The sequence below is a fragment of the Roseomonas sp. FDAARGOS_362 genome, from assembly GCF_002754815.1.
Lineage (GTDB): Bacteria > Pseudomonadota > Alphaproteobacteria > Acetobacterales > Acetobacteraceae > Roseomonas > Roseomonas mucosa.
The window spans coordinates 1,765,102-1,781,308 of the sequence record NZ_CP024588.1; the positions used below are offsets into that span (position 1 = coordinate 1,765,102).

Genomic DNA, 16,207 nt, shown 5'->3' on the forward strand with positions numbered 1-16,207 from the left:
ATGGAGCCTGCCGCCGGCCCTCCCGCGCTCCCGGCATCGATCGCCCTGCCGGCCTGGGCCTCGCGCTCGCGATCCGTGCTGCTGGCGGCCACGATCCTGCTGATCGGCGTGGCCTTCTACCTGTCCGTCCTGATCGTCCAGCGCCAGCACGCGCTGGAGAACGTGTCGCGCTACAACCTCACCTGGCTGGTGACCCAGTCCGTACCGGAGCTGAACCGGCTGCAGACCGTGGTGGCCCTCTATGCCCTGCCCGACGGCGACCGGGACGAGGAGCAGGTCCAGCTCTGGCTCGACATCTTCAAGAACCGGCTGCAGCTCTTCGGCAATGGCGAGGCGCGCGAGTTCTTCGACCGGCGCCCGGATATGGACGCGGCCCTGGCGAGGGCACACCAGGTCGCCACCCAGGTCCAGGCGCTGCTGCCACGGCTGGGGGCGGCCGGCACGCCGCAGGAGGTTCTGCGGCTGCTGGCCCCCATCAACCAGGACCTGCTGCGCATCTCGGCGGCCGCCTATGGCGACAGTTCCGAGCGCAATGCCCAGGACCTGCGCGACCTGACGGTGCTGCACTGGACCTTCTCGGGCGTCCTGCTCGGGCTGATCCTGTGCTCCCTGGGCCTCGTCGCCTTCCTGATCGGCAACAACCGCCTGCTGCGGCAGACCTATGCACGGATGCAGGCACTGGTCTCCGACCTCAGCCGCAACCGGCAGGAGCTGATCGAGGCCAAGGAGAACGTGCAGGAGGCGATGCTGGAGGCGCAGGCGCAGAACGAGGTCCTGCACCAGCGCGACCGCGACCTGCACATGCAGAACACGCGCTTCGATGCCGCGCTGAACAACATGTCGCAGGGCCTGTGCATGGTGGATGCGGCGCAGCGGCTGATCGTCTGCAATGTCCGCTTCCTCGACCTCTTCGACATCCCGCCCGCCTCGGTGCGGCAGGGGATGCAGGCGGAGGAGCTGTTCCGCCTCGCCGGGCATCAGCGTTCGGGGCGGGAGCTGGCGCAGCGCAGCCTGGAGGAGCACCGCCGCCTCTCGGAACAGCAGCAGCGCGCCGAGCTGGTGGTGGAGGTGCCCGAGGGCCGCGCCCTGGAGGTGACGCAGGAGCCGATGCCGGATGGCGGCTGGATCGCGACCTATGACGACATCACCGAGCGCCGGCGCACCGAGGCCAGCATCCGCTTCATGGCGCATCACGACATGCTCACGCGCCTGCCCAACCGGCATCTCTTTCGCAGCCAGGTGAAGGAGGCGCTGCAGGACCTGCGGCCGGGGCGCGACGAGATGGCCGTGCTCTGCCTCGACCTCGACCAGTTCAAGCTGGTGAACGACACGCTCGGCCATCCGGCGGGCGATGCGCTGCTGGAGCTGGTGGGGCAGCGCCTGCAGGGCTGCCTGCGCTCCACGGAGGTCGTGGCGCGGCTGAGCGGCGACGAGTTCGCCGTGCTGCACCGCTCGCTCGACCAGCCGCACCAGGCGGAGCTCCTGGCCCAGCGCATCATCGAGGTGATCGGCGCGCCCTACAGCCTGTCCGTACGGGTCGTGGTGGTGGGCGTGAGCATCGGCATCGCCGCGACGCAGGACAACCGGGTCACGCCGGACCAGCTGCTCAGCAAGGCCGACCTCGCCCTCTACCGCGCCAAGGAATCCGGGCGCGGCACCTACCGCATCTTCGAGGATGCGATGGAGGCCGAGATCCACGAGCGGGCGCTGCTGGAGGCCGACCTGCGCACGGCCCTGGCACAGGAGCAGCTGACCCTCGTCTACCAGCCGATCTTCGATCTGGAGGACGGCCGGCTCAACGGCTTCGAGACCCTGCTGCGCTGGCGCCACCCGCAGCGCGGCCCGATCTCTCCGGCGCAGTTCATCCCCCTGGCCGAGGAGATGGGCCTCATCGTGCCCATCGGCGAATGGGTGCTGCGCCGCGCCTGTGCCGAGGCGATGCGCTGGCCCGACCCGATCAGGGTGGCGGTGAACCTGTCGGCCCTGCAGTTCCAGCGCGGCGACATCGTGCAGGCCGTCCGCACGGCGCTGGAGACCTCCGGCCTGCCGCCGTGCCGGCTGGAGCTGGAGATCACGGAATCCGCGCTGCTGCAGGACAACGAGCGCGTCATGGCCATTCTCCGCCAGTTCCGCGACCTCGGCATCAGCACGGCGCTGGACGATTTCGGGACGGGCTATTCCTCGCTCAGCTACCTGCGCAGCTTCGCCTTCGACAAGATCAAGATCGACCAGTCCTTTGTGCGGGAGATGTCGGCGCGGCCGGATTCCCTGGCGATCGTGAACTCGATCGCCGCCCTGGCACATACCCTGGGCATGACCACCACGGCGGAAGGGATCGAGCGCCAGGACCAGCTCCAGCAGCTCCGCGAGGCCGGTTGCACCCAGGGCCAGGGCTTCCTGCTGGGCAGGCCGAGCGAGCCGGGCCAGCTCGCGCACTGGATGCCCGCCCTGGCGGAAAGCTGAACGGGGCCGCCCCCGTCACCGCCCCGTCATGGCCAGCAGCAGGTCCAGCCCGCGGGCGTCGCCAAGCACGGCGGCCTTTTCCGCCCGGGACAGGGCCGGAAGCACCTCCTCCAGCCGTTCCGCTTCCTCCACCCGCGCCAGGCCCAGCAGCAGGGCGGGATCGAGCGGGTCCAGCCGCGGGCGACGTGGCGGCGGCAGCATCCGGCGATGCGCCTCGGCCAGGACCGGGTCGCCCGCCAGGTGGCGCACGGCCTCCGCCGGCGCGGCGGGCAGGTCCCGCCATTCGCGGAACAGCGCGTTGGCGCGTTCCAGCACGGCGGGGACCTGACGCTCCTCGGGGATCAGCAGCAGCCCCAGCCGGCGCAGCGCCTCCCCCGCGCCGCGCCGCGCCGTCCAGCCCGCCAGCGGCACCGCCAGGGCGAGGCCGAGGATCACCGGCAGCATCCAGAGCGCCAGATAGGGCGAGACCAGCCAGGCAGCCCCGCCGAAGAGCAGGCCGAACACCGTATGCCGCCAGTAGAGCCGCAGCACCTCGCGAAAGGGCAGGCTGCCATCCTCGCGCTGCTGCGCGTTCCAGCCGCTGTCCCGGCCGAGCAGGATGGAGGCCACGTCCACCGACTGGGTGAGCATGGTGACCGGCGCCATCAGCCCGGCGATCACCGTTTCCACCAGCATGCTGACGAAGGCACGGATGGCGCCGCCACAGCCCCGCCGCTCCGCCGGGCGGAAGGCCAGTGCGATCCAGGCGAGCAGCTTCGGCACCAGCAGCAGGCCCATCGTGCCGATGAAGACCCACATGGCGCGCACCGGATCGACCACCGGCCAGTCGGGAAACAGGCTGGGCCCGGTGGGGAAGTATTCCGGCCGGATGAAGCGCGCCTGGAGGGAGGTCAGCAGGCCCACCAACAGGAACAGGAACCAGAGCGGCGCGGTGATGTAGGAGCCGATGCCGGTCAGCAGATGCAGCCGGCTGATCCAGTGCAGGCCGCGCGCCGGCAGCACCGCCGCGTGCTGCAGGTTCCCCTGCGCCCAGCGGCGGTCGCGGATGGCGAGGTCGGTGAGCGAGGGCGGGCTTTCCTCGTAGGAGCCTCGCAGCGAGGGCACCATGTGGATCGCCCAGCCGCCGCGCCGCATCAGCGCCGCCTCCACGAAGTCGTGGCTCATGATATGGCCGCCGAAGGGCTTGCGCCCCTTCAGGTGCGGCAGGCCCGCCTGTTCCGCGAAGGCGCGGGTGCGGATCATGGCGTTGTGGCCCCAGTAGTTGCCCTCCGCGCCATGCCACCAGGCGATGCCCTCGGCGATCAGCGGCCCATAGACCCGCCCGGCGAACTGCTGCATCCGCGCGAAGAGCGAGCGGCCGTTGACGATCACCGGCAGGGTCTGGATCAGCCCGACATCCTCGTACCGCTCCATCGCGGCGGCGAGGCGCACCAGCGTCTCGCCCTCCATGACGCTGTCGGCGTCGAGGATCAGCATCTGCGGATAGGCGGCGCCGAAGCGCGTCACCCATTCGGCGATGTTGCCCGACTTACGTTCCGTGTTCCTCGGGCGGCGGCGGTAGAAGATGCGCCGGTGGTCCCCGGTGCGTGCGCGCAGCGCCAGGAAGGCCGCCTCCTCCGCCACCCAGGCATCGGCATCGGTGGTGTCGCTGAGGATGAAGATGTCGAAGCTCTCGCCCCTGCCCAACGCCGACAGGGATTCGTGCATGGCCTGGAGCGCCGCCATCACCCGGGCCGGGGCCTCGTTGTAGACGGGCATCAGCAGCGCCGTGCGGTCGCGCAGCTCCGGCAGCGGGTCGCGCGCGGAGATGCCGAGCCGCCGCTCCGGCCCCGCCAACATGCGGAAGAACCCTGCCAGTGCGGAGGTGAAGCTCAGCGCCACCCAGGCGAAGAGCACCAGGAAGAGCAGGAAGAGCAGCACCTGCAACGTCGTCGGGCGGCTGAGGTCGAGCACGAGGTACATCTCCCGCCCGCCCAGTGCCGTCAGCGCGACGGCGCCGCCGATCACCAGCAGCCGCCGCAGCCCCATGAAGCGGGGCGCGGAGGGGCGGGTGGCCGGCCCACCCGGCGGCGCGGGGCCGCGCAGGTTCTGCACCGGCATGGCGAGCGGCGCCTCGGGCGGCAGGGCATGCCAGCCGGCATCGGCGGGATGGGGCTGGCGCGGCGTGTCCGTGGTCACGCCGTCCATCGGTACACCCAGCTTTCGGCCAGGGGCTCGTCGCCCAGGCGCAGCACGGCGCGCAGCTCCGCCTGGGTCTCGCTGCCCGGCTCCAGCTCGAAGGAGAGGCGCCAGCCCCCCGTCTCGCCGTTGGGCTGCGCCACCGGATTGAGGATCTTGCCCTTGTCGGAGGTGACCTCCAGCACCGGCTTCGCATCGGCGGGCAGCGAATCCAGCCTGCCGCCCGCCACGCCGATGACGAAGAGCCGCGCGTTCCGGTTGTTGATCCCGGCACCGACGCGGGTGTCCGTCACCCGCCCCAGCTCCGGCCGGCCCGTCCATTGCGGCAGCCAGTGCAGGCGATAGACGAAGCCGTATTCCCCCTTGGCCTTCAGCGGCTCCTTGGGTCGCCAGGCCATGACGATGTTGTCGTGGATCTCGGAGTTGGTCGGGATCTCGACGAGCTGCACCGCGCCCTCGCCCCAGTCGCCGATCGGCTCCACCCAGGCGCTGGGCCGGCGCTCGTAACGCGCCTCCAGGTCATCGAAGTTGGTGAAGGCGCGCTTGCGCTGCATCAGCCCGAAGCCGCGCGGGTTCACGTCGCCGAAATAGCTCACCTGCAGGTCGCGCGGATTGTGCAGCGGCCGCCAGATCTGCTCGCCCCGGCCGGAGAGCATCATCAGCCCGTCGGAATCATGCACGGCCGGACGGTAGTCATCGACGCCGAGCCGGTCGTTGGCGGCGAACCAGAACATGCTGGTCAGCGGCGCGATGCCGGCGGCGGCGATGTCCACGCGCGGGAAGACCGTGGCCTCCGTGTCGAAGACCGTGTCCTGGCCCGGGCGGATGGTGAAGCGGTAGGAGGCCGCGGCGCTCTGGCTGTCGAGCAGTGCCCAGACGGTGATGGAATTCACCCCGGCGCGCGGACGCTCCACCCAGAAGGCGCGGAAGAAGGGGAACTCCTCGCCCGTGGGTTCCGCCGTCTTCAGCGCGAGGCCGCGCGCCGAGAGCCCGTATTTCAGGTCCTTGGCCACGGCGCGGAAATAGGAGGCGCCGAGGAAGGCGCAGATCTCGTCGAAATAGTCCGGCCGGTTGATCGGCGCATGCAGGCGGAAGCCGGCGAAGCCCAGATCGGCGGGCTTCGGCGGCTCCAGGTCCTGGAAGCTGAACAGGTCCGGGCTGTAGAGGATGCGCTGCGCCTTGCCCTCCGCGACCTCGTACATCTCCACCCGTTGCTTGTAGAGGAAGCCGCGGTGGAAGAGCTGCATCTGGAAGGGCAGCCCCGCATCGCGCCACCAGGCGCGTTGCGGGTTGAAGCGGATGTCGCGGTACTTGTCGTAGGTCAGGTCCGCCAGCTCGCGCGGCAGGTCGCTGTCCGGCGCGCGGAAGGGCTTGGCGGCGAGGTCGCGCGCCATGCCGCGCACCGCGTTGCCGTCGAAGGGCACCGGGGCATTGGATGGCTGGGCCCCGCCGGAAGGGGCCGAGGATTGGGCGGCTGCATCGTGCGCCGCCCCGGCAAGGGCGAAGGCGGCGGGGATCGTGGCGAGCAGGTTGCGGCGGAGCACCGGCACCTCCGAAAGGGACAGGAACGTCGTGTCCAGGCCTCCGCCCTTCGCATGGGACGGTGGGCCCGGTCCACCGCCCGCGCGGGGCGCGCGGGCTGGGCGGGAAAGGTTGCTAACGGCTTAGATCGCGCGGTTTTGGCAAGGGTTGGGCAAATTCGTGACGCATCACGAAAGAGCGCTCTGGATTAATAGTTCTGCCCTGGAATCCACAGGACATCGCGGGCCCCGTTCTCGTTCAGGTGGCGCGCCATGACGAAGAGGTGATCGGACATCCGGTTCAGATAGCGCAAAGCCACCGGATTCAAAGCCTCCCGCGCGGAAAGCTGCACGAACTCGCGCTCCGCCCGCCGCGCCACGGTGCGCGCCAGATGCGCCTGCGCCGCCCCGGGCGTGCCGCCGGGCAGAATGAAGGAACGCAGCGGCGGAATCGCCGCGTTCATCGCCGCGACCTCCGCCTCCAGCCGGGCGCATTGCCGGTCGCTGATCCGCAGGCGCCCGGGATCGCCGCCGGGCACGGCGAGGTCGGCGCCCAGGTCGAAGAGATCGTTCTGCAGGCGCGCCAGCATGGCATCCGCCTCCGGCAGCCCGCCCGTGTGCAGGCGGATCAGGCCCAGGCAGGCGTTCAGCTCGTCCACCGTGCCGATCACCGCGATCCGCGGGGCATCCTTGCGCAGCCGCGTGCCGTCGCCCAGCGAGGTCTCCCCGCCATCGCCGCCGCGCGTGGTGATCACGTCGAGCTTCACCATGAGGGTTCCTCCGGGGGTCAGTGGGCTTCGTCGAAATAGACGGAGGTGTTGTAGCTCGACCAGACCGGCCGGCCATCGCGCAGGGCGGGGGTGAAGCGGCAGCGCTTGATCCGGGTCCTGGCCCAGTCGTCCAGCGCGGGGAAGCCGCTGCTCACGGCCACCTTCGCCTCCACCACCCGGCCATTGTCGGAAAGCCGCAGCCGCAGCCCGACGAAGCCGGCGTTGCGGTGCCCGATCCCGGCCGGTGGCAGGCCGATGGCCTCCGCGCAGCCGGCGGCGGGCATGGCCGGGCCCCGGCTCTCCCCCGGCAGGCCGCCGCTGCCGGCCCCGAGCCGCAACCCGCCCACGGAAGCGTCGAGCGCCAGCTTCGCCCGCCCGGGATCGGGCTGCGGCGCGGCCTGGGCGGGCGGCGGCGGGGCGGGACGGCGTTGGGGCGGGCTGGGCGGCGGGGGCGGCAGGGGCAGCTCGTCCAGCGCCAGCGGCGAGGCACCCTGCCCCGGTGCCGGGGCGGCCACGGGCGACGGGAGATCGGGCGGCGGCAGGGGCAGGCTTCCCGCTTCCGACGCGGGCGGCGTGTCCGGCGCGGCTTGGGCCGGGCCGGGCCGGGCCAGGGGCGGCACAGGGGCGGCCTCCGGGATGGGCGGCACAGGCGGGGTCTCCGGTGCCTCGGGCGGCGACGGGGAGGCCGGGGGCGGCAGCTCGGCCAGGCGCCGGGCGGTGCTGCCCTCCCCCTCCCCGACCCAGACCAGGGGGATGCCGGTCATCCGCACCGGCTCGTGCACCGCCTCCGGCGCCAGCAGCCCGAGCAGCGCCGCCAGTGCGGCGCCGTGCAGCAGCAGCGACAGCGGCGGCGCCCAGGCCGGCGCCCGGCCGAAGGTCCGGCGCAGGGGCCGTGCCCCGGGCCGCAACGGCCGCACGGCCTTTTCCGCAACGGGACGCGCCGCCTTCATGGCGAAGGGCCGGCGCCCGTCAGCACCACCGGCTCACAGCACCACGACGCCGCTGTGCTTGGCCTTGCCGTCCGGCTCGACATGGATCGAGATCACCACGTTGCCGAGCTCCTGCTTCAGCGTGCCCTCGATCCGGTCGCAGATGCCGTGCGCCTCGTCCACCGACATGCCGCCGGGCACCACGAGGTGGAAGTCGATGAAGGTGAAGCGCCCGGCCCGGCGGGTGCGCAGGTCATGCGCCTCCAGCGCCCCGGTGGCATTGGCGGAAACATGCTCGCGGATCTGCGCCACCAGCTCCGGCGGCGCGGCCTCGTCCATCAGCCCGCCGACGCTTTCGCGGAGCAGGCGCAGGCCGGAGAAGAGGATCATCACCGCCGTCACGCCCGCCATCAGGGGGTCGAGCCAGAGCAGCCCCGTCACCGTGACCAGGAAGACGCCGATCACCACCCCGACCGAGGTGACGACATCGGCCATCAGGTAGTGCGAATCGGCCACCAGGGCCGGGGAGCCGAGCCGCTTGCCACGCCGGCGCAGGATCGTCGCCCAGACCACGTTCACCAGCGCCGCGGCGATGGACAGCACCAGGCCGATCATCGGCCGGTCCGGCGCCCGCGGGTTCTGCCAGGCGGTCCAGACCTCCTGCAGGATCAGCGTGGCCGCGACCACGATCAGCGCCCCCTCCAGCACGGCGGAGAAGTATTCCGCCTTGGCATGGCCATAAGGGTGGTTGTCGTCCGCCGGCATGGCCGAATAGCGCACGGCCATCAACGCGGCCGAGGCGGCGGCCACGTTCACCACCGTCTCCAGCATCTCCGCGAAGAAGGCGGTGCTGCCCGTGATCCACCAGGCCACCCCTTTCAGGGACAGCACGAAGAGGCCCACAGCCAGGCTGGTCCAGGCGGTGCGTTCGGTCAGCGAGAGCGACATAGGGCGGGCATAGCCCGTCCCTGGTCAGACTGAGAAGTATTTCGCGCGGGGGTGGTGCAACACGATCGCAGAGGTTGACTGCTCCGGATGAAGCTGGTGCTCATCGGAAAGGCTCACGCCGATCCGCTCCGCGCCGAGCAGCTTCAACAGCCCTTCCTGGTCCTCCAGCCGCGGGCAGGCCGGGTAGCCGAAGGAATAGCGGCCGCCGCGATAGCCCTGCTGCAGCATCCGGTCCATGTCGCGGTCATCCTCGCCCGCATAGCCCCATTCGGCACGGATGCGCTTGTGGACATATTCCGCCATCGCCTCCGCCATCTCCACCGACAGGCCGTGCAGGTAGAGGTAGTCCTGGTAGCGGTTGCCCTCGAACCACTCCCGCGCCACGTCGGAGGCCTTCTGGCCCACCGTCACGACCTGGAGCCCGATGACATCGCGGCTCTCCGGCCCTTCCTGCACGTCGCGCACGAAATCCGCGATGCACTCGCCATCCTGCTTCGGCTGGCGTGGCAGGGTGACGCGCCAGGCCTCAGTCACGCCGTCCTCCTCGAAGAGGATCAGGTCGTTGCCCTGCCCGGCGCATTTCCAGTAGCCATAGATGGCCTGCGGATGGAGGATGCTTTCCGCCTCGGTCAGCGCCAGCATGCGCTTGAGCACCGGGCGCAGCTCCTGCTTGGCCCAGCCGAGGAAATCCTCCAGCGAGCGGCCCTGCTTCCGGAAGCCCCATTGGAACTGGTAGAGCGAGCGCTCGTTGATGAAGGGGATGATCGCCTTGGGCGGCGCCTCGATCACCCGGGCACCCCAGAAGGGCGGCGCGGGCACGGCCTCGCCCTCCGTCACCCGCTTCCGCCGCGCCTGCGCCTCGTTGACATCCACGGGCGCGAAGCCGCGCGGGTCCGCGACGCCCAGCGTGCGCTTCTCGTTCTTCGACTTGCCGGCGCGGCGCGACTGCAGGGCGGCGAGATAGCCGTCGAAGTCGTTGCCCATCACCCGGTCCATCAGGTGCAGCCCGTCGAAGGCATCGCGGGCATAGGCGACACGGCCCGTCGTCCCGTCCTTGGCATAGGCGCGGACGCAGTCATCCTCGACATAGTTGCGCGTTAGCGCCGCGCCGCCGAGCAGCACCGGCACCTCCAGCCCCTGGCGCGCCATCTCCTCCAGGTTCTCGCGCATCACCACGGTGGACTTCACCAGCAGGCCGGACATGCCGATGGCATTGGCGCGGTGCGCCTTCACCGCCTCCATCATCTGCTGCAAGGGAACCTTGATGCCGAGATTGACGACCTTGTAGCCGTTGTTGGTCAGGATGATGTCGACAAGGTTCTTGCCGATGTCGTGGACGTCGCCCTTCACGGTGGCGAGGACGATGGTGCCCTTCTCCTGCCCCTCGGCCCGCTCCATATGCGGTTCGAGATAGGCGACCGCCGTCTTCATCGTCTCGGCGGACTGCAGCACGAAGGGAAGCTGCATCTTGCCGGCGCCGAACAGCTCGCCCACCGTCTTCATGCCGTCCAGCAGCAGCTCGTTGATGATGGCGAGCGGCGTGTGCCCGGCCGCCATGGCGGCGGCGAGGTCGTCCTCCAGCCCCTTGCGGTCGCCATCGACGATCCGCTCCTTCAGCCGTCCCTCGACGGTCTTGGCCTTCTTGCGCGCGCCCATGTCGGCCGCCTTGCGGCCGGCGAACAGCTCCAGCAGCTTCTGCAAGGGGTCGTAGCCCTCGCTGCGCCGGTCATAGATCAGGTCCTCCGCGACCTTCACCTCCTCCGGCGGGATCAGGTGCAGCGGCTTGATCTTGCTGACATGCACGATGGCGCCGGTCATCCCCGCCTTCACCGCATGGTCCAGGAAGACCGAATTCAGCACATGCCGCGCCGCCGGGTTCAGGCCGAAGGAGATATTGCTCAGGCCCAGGATGATCTGGATGTCCGGGAACCTTTCCCGGATCATGCGGATGCCCTCCAGCGTCCAGAGGCCGAGCTTGCGGTCGTCCTCGTTGCCGGTGGCGATGGTGAAGGTCAGCGGGTCGATCATCAGGTCCGACTGCGGCAGCCCGTGCCGGTCGCCGGCGAACTCCACCAGCCGCGTGGCGATGCGGAGCTTGTCCTCCGCCGTCTTCGCCATGCCGACCTCGTCGATGGTCAGCGCGATCACCGCGGCGCCGAACTTCCTGGCCAGGATCATGCGGTCCGTCGCATGGCCCTCGCCATCCTCGAAGTTGATCGAGTTGATGATCGGCTTGCCGCCATGCAGCTTCAGCGAGGCCTCGATCACCGGGGTCTCGGTGGAATCGATCACCAGCGGCGCGTTCACCGCGCCGGTGAAGCGGCGGATCACCTCGCTCATCTCCGCCATCTCGTCGCGGCCGACGAAGGCGGTGCAGACATCGAGGGAGTTCGAGCCCTCGGCCACCTGCTCGCGCCCCATGGCGACGCAGCCATCCCAGTCATGCGCCGCCTGCCGCTCCCGCCAGGCCTTGGAACCGTTGGCGTTGCAGCGCTCGCCGATGGAGAAGTACGCGTTCTCCTGCCGCAGCGCCGTGGCGCCGTAGAGGCTGGCGACCGAGGGCACCCAGACCGGCTTGCGCGGCACCGGCACCGGCCGGTGCGAAGCCCCGCCATGCCGGCGCAGCATCGCGTCCAGCGCCTGGATATGCGGCGTCGAGGTGCCGCAGCAGCCGCCGATCAGGTTCACCCCGTCCTCGGTGACGAAGCGCTCCATCCAGCTCGCCATCTCCGCCGCGCCCAGCGGGTAGTGCGTCCTGCCGTCCACCAGCTCCGGCAGGCCGGCATTCGGCTGAACCGAGATCAGCCCGCGCCAGGAACCGGCGAGGTAGCGGACATGCTCCGCCATCTCCTGCGGGCCGGTGGCGCAGTTGAGGCCGATCAGCGGCACGTCCAGCGCGTCGATCACCGTCGCGGCGGCGGCGATGTCGGGGCCGACCAGCAGCGTGCCGGTGGTCTCCACCGTCACCTGCACGAAGATCGGGATGTCGCTGCCCGCCTCGCGCTTCGCCGCCTTGGCCGCATTGACGGCCGCCTTGATGAAGAGCGTGTCCTGGTTGGTCTCGGTCAGCAGCGCATCGGCGCCGCCGGCGATCAGCCCGCGGCACTGCTCCAGCAGCGCGGCCTCCAGCCGGTCGTACTCGATATGCCCCAGGCTCGGCAGCTTGGTGCCCGGGCCGATATCGCCGATCACCCAGCGGTGGCGCCCATCGGCGAAGCTCTCCGCCGCCTCGCGCGCCAGCTCCACCGAGAGCTTGTTGATCTCGAAGGCACGGTCGCCGAGCTCGAACTCCTCCAGCGTGATCGGCGAGCCGCCGAAGCTGTTGGTGAGCACCATGTCCGACCCGGCCTCGTAGTAGCCGCGATGGATCTCGCGAACCAGTTCGGGGCGGGACAGGTTCAGCACCTCGGTGCAGTTCTCCTTGCCCCAGTAGTCCTTCTCGACATCCAGGGTGAGGGCCTGCACGCGCGAGCCCATGCCCCCGTCGCAGAGCAGGACGCGTTCGCGCAGGGCTTCGAGCAGGTGGGGACGGGACATCACGGAGCCTCGGTTGCGGCGGGCGTGGAAAGGGACGCGGCGGCCGGCAGGCGGGTGGCGGGCCAGAGGCGCACTTCCAGCGCCCCCTCCCCCCCCATGGCTGCCGTCCGGGCGGGAAGCGGGGCGCAGCCGGCGGCGCCGAGCCAGCCGGCGATCTGGGCATCGTCGAAGCCGGGCCAGCGATGTGCCTGCCGCGCCAGCAGCTCGCCGCGCTTATGCGGGGCGAGGTCGGCGATCAGCAGCCGGCCGCCGGGCGCGAGCACGCGGGCGGCCTCGGCCAGCACCGCTGCTGGGTCCTCGGCATAGTGCAGCACCATCTGCAGCGTGACGGTGTCGAAGGAGGAATCGGCGATCGGCAGCCGGTACATATCCGCCTGCCGCACCGCGCAGTGCTGTGCCAACCCGCGCTCGGCCAGCCGGGCGCGGGCCAGGGCCAGCATGGCGCGGGAGGCATCGACGCCCAGGGCGGTGTCGGGGGCCGCCCCGGCCCGCCCGGCGGTCAGCTCCAGCAGGCGACCGGTGCCGGTGCCGATATCCAGCAGGCGCCCGGGGCGTGCCGGCAGGGCCTCCAGCAGCGCCGCCTCGATGGCGGCGGCGGGCAGGCCCAGGGCACGCATCTCGTCCCAGTCCGAGCCCTGGCGCTGGAAGGTCTCGGAGGCCTCGCGCGCCCGCTCCGCCGCCAGCCGCGCCGCGGCGCGCCGGTCGGCGGCGAGCTGCGCGTCTTCCTCCGGCAGCCGCGCCGCGATCATGTGGGCGAGGCCGGCCTCGGCGGGGACCTGGAAATAGACGTTGGCCCCTTCCGGCATCCGGTGCAGCAGCCCGGCCTCGGTCAGCAGCCGAAGATGGCGCGACAGGCGGGGCTGGGACTGGCCGAGCAGGGCGCAGAGATCGGACACGCACCAGGCCCCCCGGGCGCAGAGGGCCAGGAGGCGGAGGCGCGTCGGCTCGGCGGCGGCACGAAGCTGGGCGAGAAGTTCTTCCACAGCTGGACAATGACATAAAGATATCCTTATGTCGAGTGGATGGTCTGGAACCTCGATGCCCGTATCCCTGTGCTGAGCCTGCCCGACGCGGCCGGGCTGCGGCAGGCGCTGCGCGCCGGCCCGTCCGCCGCGCTGCTGCTGCCGGAGGGCGCCCCGGATATCGGCGGGGCGGTGGCCACGGCCCGCTTCCAGCCCTTCGCCAGCCATGCGGTGGCCTGTGCCTGCTGCGGCGGCCGCTCCCCCCTGGCCCAGGCGCTGGACCGCCTGTTCCTGGAACGGGTGCGCGGCACCTGCCCCTGGTTCGAGCGCGTGCTGGCGCTGACGGAAACGCCGGATGCGGCCGCCCTGCTGGAGGGCGTGCTGCGGGAGGATTCGGTAGTGACGGCCCGGTTCCGGGAGGATCGCGGCGGCTGAACCGGAGGGCCAAGTCCTGCCGGCATGGCTGCCCGGACGGCAGCGGGCCGTGCCGTATCGGCCCGGCATACTATCCTTCCGGGAAAGCCTGCCCAGATCCCCTCCAGATCCGCCCTTGCGGTGCCATGCACGCCGGATGCGGGCACGGGCCCGCCAGGGATGCCGAGGAAACGCCATGACCACCCCGCCCATACCCGCCCGGCGCCCGCTCGTGATGGCCTGCATCATGGTGTCGATGTTCATGGTGGCGATCGAATCCACCATCATCGCCACCGCCATGCCGAGGATCGTCCGGCAGCTCGGCGACTTCTCCCTCTATTCCTGGGTCTTCTCCGCCTTCCTGATGGCTCAGTCGGCCACCACGGTCATCTATGGCCGCCTCGCCGACATCCATGGCCGCCGCCCGGTGCTCTTCGCCGGGATCGCGGTCTTCCTGGCCGGCTCCCTGCTCTGCGGCCTCGCCTGGTCGATGCCCTCGCTGATCCTCTTCCGGCTGCTTCAGGGCCTGGGCGCCGGCGCCATCCTGCCGGTCGGCACCACCGTGGTCGGCGACCTCTACCCGCCCGAGGAACGCGCCCGGGTGCAGGGGCTGCTGGCCAGCGTCTGGGCCGTCTCGGCGGTGATCGGCCCCATGGCCGGGGCGGTGCTGGTGGAGCGCGTCTCCTGGTCCTGGGTCTTCTGGATCAACATCCCCATCGGCCTCCTGACCATCGCCGGCCTCGCCTATGCCCTGCGGGAGACGGTGGAGCGCCGCACCGCCAGCGTGGACTATCCGGGCGCGCTGATCTTCGCCGGCTGCGTCGGGGCGCTGCTGATGCTGCTGACCCTGGCCGGCGGCGACGCCTCCTGGCGCGGCCCCGGGATGCTGGTGGCCGGGCTGGCGCTGCTGGCGGGCGTGCCGCTGCTGCTCTGGCAGGAATCCCGCGTGGCCGCCCCGATGATCGCCCTGGACCTCTGGCGCGAGCGCATCATCCAGTCCGCCAACGGCGCCACCCTGCTCGCCGGGATGGGGCTGATCGGGCTCTCCGCCCTGCTGCCCGTCTATGTGCAGGGGGTGGTCGGCGCCTCGCCCCTCGCCTCCGGCTTCACCCTGACCGCCATGTCGCTCGGCTGGCCCCTGGCTGCCAGCCAGACCGGACGCATCAACCGGCACCTTGGGATGCGCAACACCACGCGGCTGGGCACCGGCCTCTTCGTGCTGGGCACCGTGCCGCTGCTTTTCCTGGATGCGGACTCGCCGCTGCCGCTGGCGGCCCTGGCCTCCTTCCTGGTCGGCCTCGGCATGGGGCTGTTCACCACCACCTGCGTGCTGCTGGTCCAGGGCAGCACCGGCTGGTCGCGCCGCGGGGCGGCCACGGCCTCCAACGTCTTCTCCCGCCTGCTGGGCAGCACGCTCGGCGTGGCCCTGCTGGGCGGCATCTTGAACCTGGGCGCGCAAAGCGCCCTGCGGGCCACGGGCAGCGCCGATTCCACCGGAAAGATCCGCAACATCCTGGGCGAGGGCGGCATGGCCGGTCCCGTCGAGCCTGCCCTGCGCGCCGCCCTGCTGCACGGGCTGCACTGGGCCTTCTGGGCCGTCTTTGCCCTGGCGGTGCTGAGCTTCCTGCTGGCGCTGCGCATCCCGCACCCGGCCGCCCAGCCCCACCTGGGCGACAGCGCCCGGCCGCAGGAGGGCTAGGGGCGCCGCACTCCGCGTCCGGCCGCCGGGGAAGAGGCGCTGCCTCTCCGCCCGGCCCCCCTCTCCGCCGGAGAGCCATGCTCTCAGGCGCAATCAGGCATCAGCGAGAACCAACTCATCGGGTCCAGGGCACGCAGTGTCCTGGCGGATAAGGGGGGCCGGGGGAAAAGGCGGAGCCTTGTCCCCCGGGGACAGAGCGACCCCGGACCACACTACGGCGGGCCTGTCCCGTGCGGACAGGCTTGTGGTTCAGGCGTCGCTCGGCAGGGTGCGGTCGCCGTCGCCGAGGGCGCGCTGCATGAACACCACGTCCAGCCAGCGGCCGAACTTGAGTCCGGCGGCCCGCAGCACGCCGGTCTGGCGGAAGCCCAGCGACAGGTGCAGGCCGATGGAGCCGACATTCTCGGCATCGCCGATCACCGCGAAGATCTGCCGGAATCCCGCCGCCTCGGCGCGGCTCAGCAGTTCCGCCACCAATGCCTTGCCGACGCCCTGGCCGCGGACATCGTCGCGGATATAGATCGAGTCCTCCGCTGCGAAACGATAGGCGGAGCGGTCGCGGAACTGCGCGTAATAGGCATAGCCGACGACCTCGCCCGCCTCGTTCTCCGCCACGAGCCAGGCCCAGCCCGCCTTCTGCACATGCTCCAGGCGATGCCCCATCTCCACCTGGTCCGGCGCCTCCTCCTCGAAGGTCCCGGTGCCACGGGCCACGTGATGGGCATAGATGGCGGTGATCGCCAGCAGGTCGGTCGGTCGCGCGTCGCGAATAGGCATCAAGATCTCC

Annotated in this window: 11 protein-coding genes; 3 read left to right on the forward strand and 8 right to left on the reverse strand. The window is 71.0% G+C overall.

The window, feature by feature from the left end; genetic code table 11:
• Positions 1-2,463, forward strand: a complete 2,463-nt coding sequence (locus CTJ15_RS13165) for a bifunctional diguanylate cyclase/phosphodiesterase (RefSeq protein WP_099781608.1) — start codon at positions 1-3, stop codon at positions 2,461-2,463.
• A gap of 15 nt (positions 2,464-2,478) precedes the next feature.
• Here CTJ15_RS13165 and mdoH read toward each other — a convergent pair whose 3' ends face one another.
• The 7 genes from mdoH to CTJ15_RS13200 all read right to left on the reverse strand — a co-directional run bounded on the left by mdoH (position 2,479) and on the right by CTJ15_RS13200 (position 13,328).
• Entirely contained in the window at positions 2,479-4,650 is a 2,172-nt protein-coding gene (gene mdoH, locus CTJ15_RS13170; protein ID WP_099781609.1) for a glucans biosynthesis glucosyltransferase MdoH, read from the reverse strand.
• A complete protein-coding gene (locus tag CTJ15_RS13175) occupies positions 4,638-6,185 on the reverse strand; it encodes a glucan biosynthesis protein (RefSeq protein WP_079253252.1) in 1,548 nt (515 codons plus the stop codon). The genes mdoH and CTJ15_RS13175 overlap by 13 nt, the downstream gene beginning before the upstream one ends.
• Before the next feature lie 185 nt (positions 6,186-6,370).
• Positions 6,371-6,931, reverse strand: a complete 561-nt coding sequence (locus CTJ15_RS13180; RefSeq protein WP_019462686.1) for a cob(I)yrinic acid a,c-diamide adenosyltransferase — start codon at positions 6,929-6,931, stop codon at positions 6,371-6,373.
• Positions 6,932-6,948: 17 nt separating this feature from the next.
• Complete coding sequence (locus CTJ15_RS13185; protein ID WP_193009675.1) at positions 6,949-7,848, reverse strand: TonB family protein; 900 nt, start codon at positions 7,846-7,848, stop codon at positions 6,949-6,951.
• Positions 7,849-7,914: 66 nt separating this feature from the next.
• The gene (locus CTJ15_RS13190; protein ID WP_019462684.1) at positions 7,915-8,808 is read right to left on the reverse strand and encodes a cation diffusion facilitator family transporter; all 894 of its coding nucleotides are present in this window, start codon (positions 8,806-8,808) and stop codon (positions 7,915-7,917) included.
• Positions 8,809-8,832: 24 nt separating this feature from the next.
• Complete coding sequence (gene metH, locus CTJ15_RS13195; protein ID WP_099781611.1) at positions 8,833-12,345, reverse strand: methionine synthase; 3,513 nt, start codon at positions 12,343-12,345, stop codon at positions 8,833-8,835.
• A complete protein-coding gene (locus tag CTJ15_RS13200; RefSeq protein WP_019462682.1) occupies positions 12,345-13,328 on the reverse strand; it encodes a metalloregulator ArsR/SmtB family transcription factor in 984 nt (327 codons plus the stop codon). The genes metH and CTJ15_RS13200 overlap by 1 nt, the downstream gene beginning before the upstream one ends.
• Before the next feature lie 39 nt (positions 13,329-13,367).
• Between CTJ15_RS13200 and CTJ15_RS13205 the strand changes: the two genes are divergently transcribed.
• Together CTJ15_RS13205 and CTJ15_RS13210 are read left to right on the forward strand one after the other, a co-directional pair.
• Complete coding sequence (locus CTJ15_RS13205; protein WP_075822352.1) at positions 13,368-13,742, forward strand: hypothetical protein; 375 nt, start codon at positions 13,368-13,370, stop codon at positions 13,740-13,742.
• 175 nt (positions 13,743-13,917) lie between these two features.
• Positions 13,918-15,420 (forward strand): MDR family MFS transporter, encoded by a 1,503-nt coding sequence (locus tag CTJ15_RS13210; protein WP_099781612.1) that lies wholly within the window; start codon positions 13,918-13,920, stop codon positions 15,418-15,420.
• A 249-nt stretch (positions 15,421-15,669) separates the two neighbouring features.
• Here CTJ15_RS13210 and CTJ15_RS13215 read toward each other — a convergent pair whose 3' ends face one another.
• Positions 15,670-16,197 carry a GNAT family N-acetyltransferase gene (locus tag CTJ15_RS13215; RefSeq protein ID WP_019462678.1) on the reverse strand — a complete coding sequence of 176 codons (528 nt, stop codon included), beginning with the start codon at positions 16,195-16,197 and terminating at the stop codon, positions 15,670-15,672.
• Between the last annotated feature and the right edge of the window lie 10 nt (positions 16,198-16,207).

Excerpts from the sequence above, each read along its gene's own strand:
- mdoH (WP_099781609.1), bottom strand. The coding sequence starts at position 4,650 with ATGGACGGCGTGACCACGGACACGCCGCGCCAGCCCCATCCCGCCGAT.
- CTJ15_RS13215 (WP_019462678.1), bottom strand. The coding sequence starts at position 16,197 with ATGCCTATTCGCGACGCGCGACCGACCGACCTGCTGGCGATCACCGCC.
- CTJ15_RS13190 (WP_019462684.1), bottom strand. The coding sequence starts at position 8,808 with ATGTCGCTCTCGCTGACCGAACGCACCGCCTGGACCAGCCTGGCTGTG.
- CTJ15_RS13180 (WP_019462686.1), bottom strand. The coding sequence starts at position 6,931 with ATGGTGAAGCTCGACGTGATCACCACGCGCGGCGGCGATGGCGGGGAG.
- CTJ15_RS13205 (WP_075822352.1), top strand. The coding sequence starts at position 13,368 with ATGGTCTGGAACCTCGATGCCCGTATCCCTGTGCTGAGCCTGCCCGAC.
- CTJ15_RS13210 (WP_099781612.1), top strand. The coding sequence starts at position 13,918 with ATGACCACCCCGCCCATACCCGCCCGGCGCCCGCTCGTGATGGCCTGC.
- CTJ15_RS13165 (WP_099781608.1), top strand. The coding sequence starts at position 1 with ATGGAGCCTGCCGCCGGCCCTCCCGCGCTCCCGGCATCGATCGCCCTG.
- metH (WP_099781611.1), bottom strand. The coding sequence starts at position 12,345 with ATGTCCCGTCCCCACCTGCTCGAAGCCCTGCGCGAACGCGTCCTGCTC.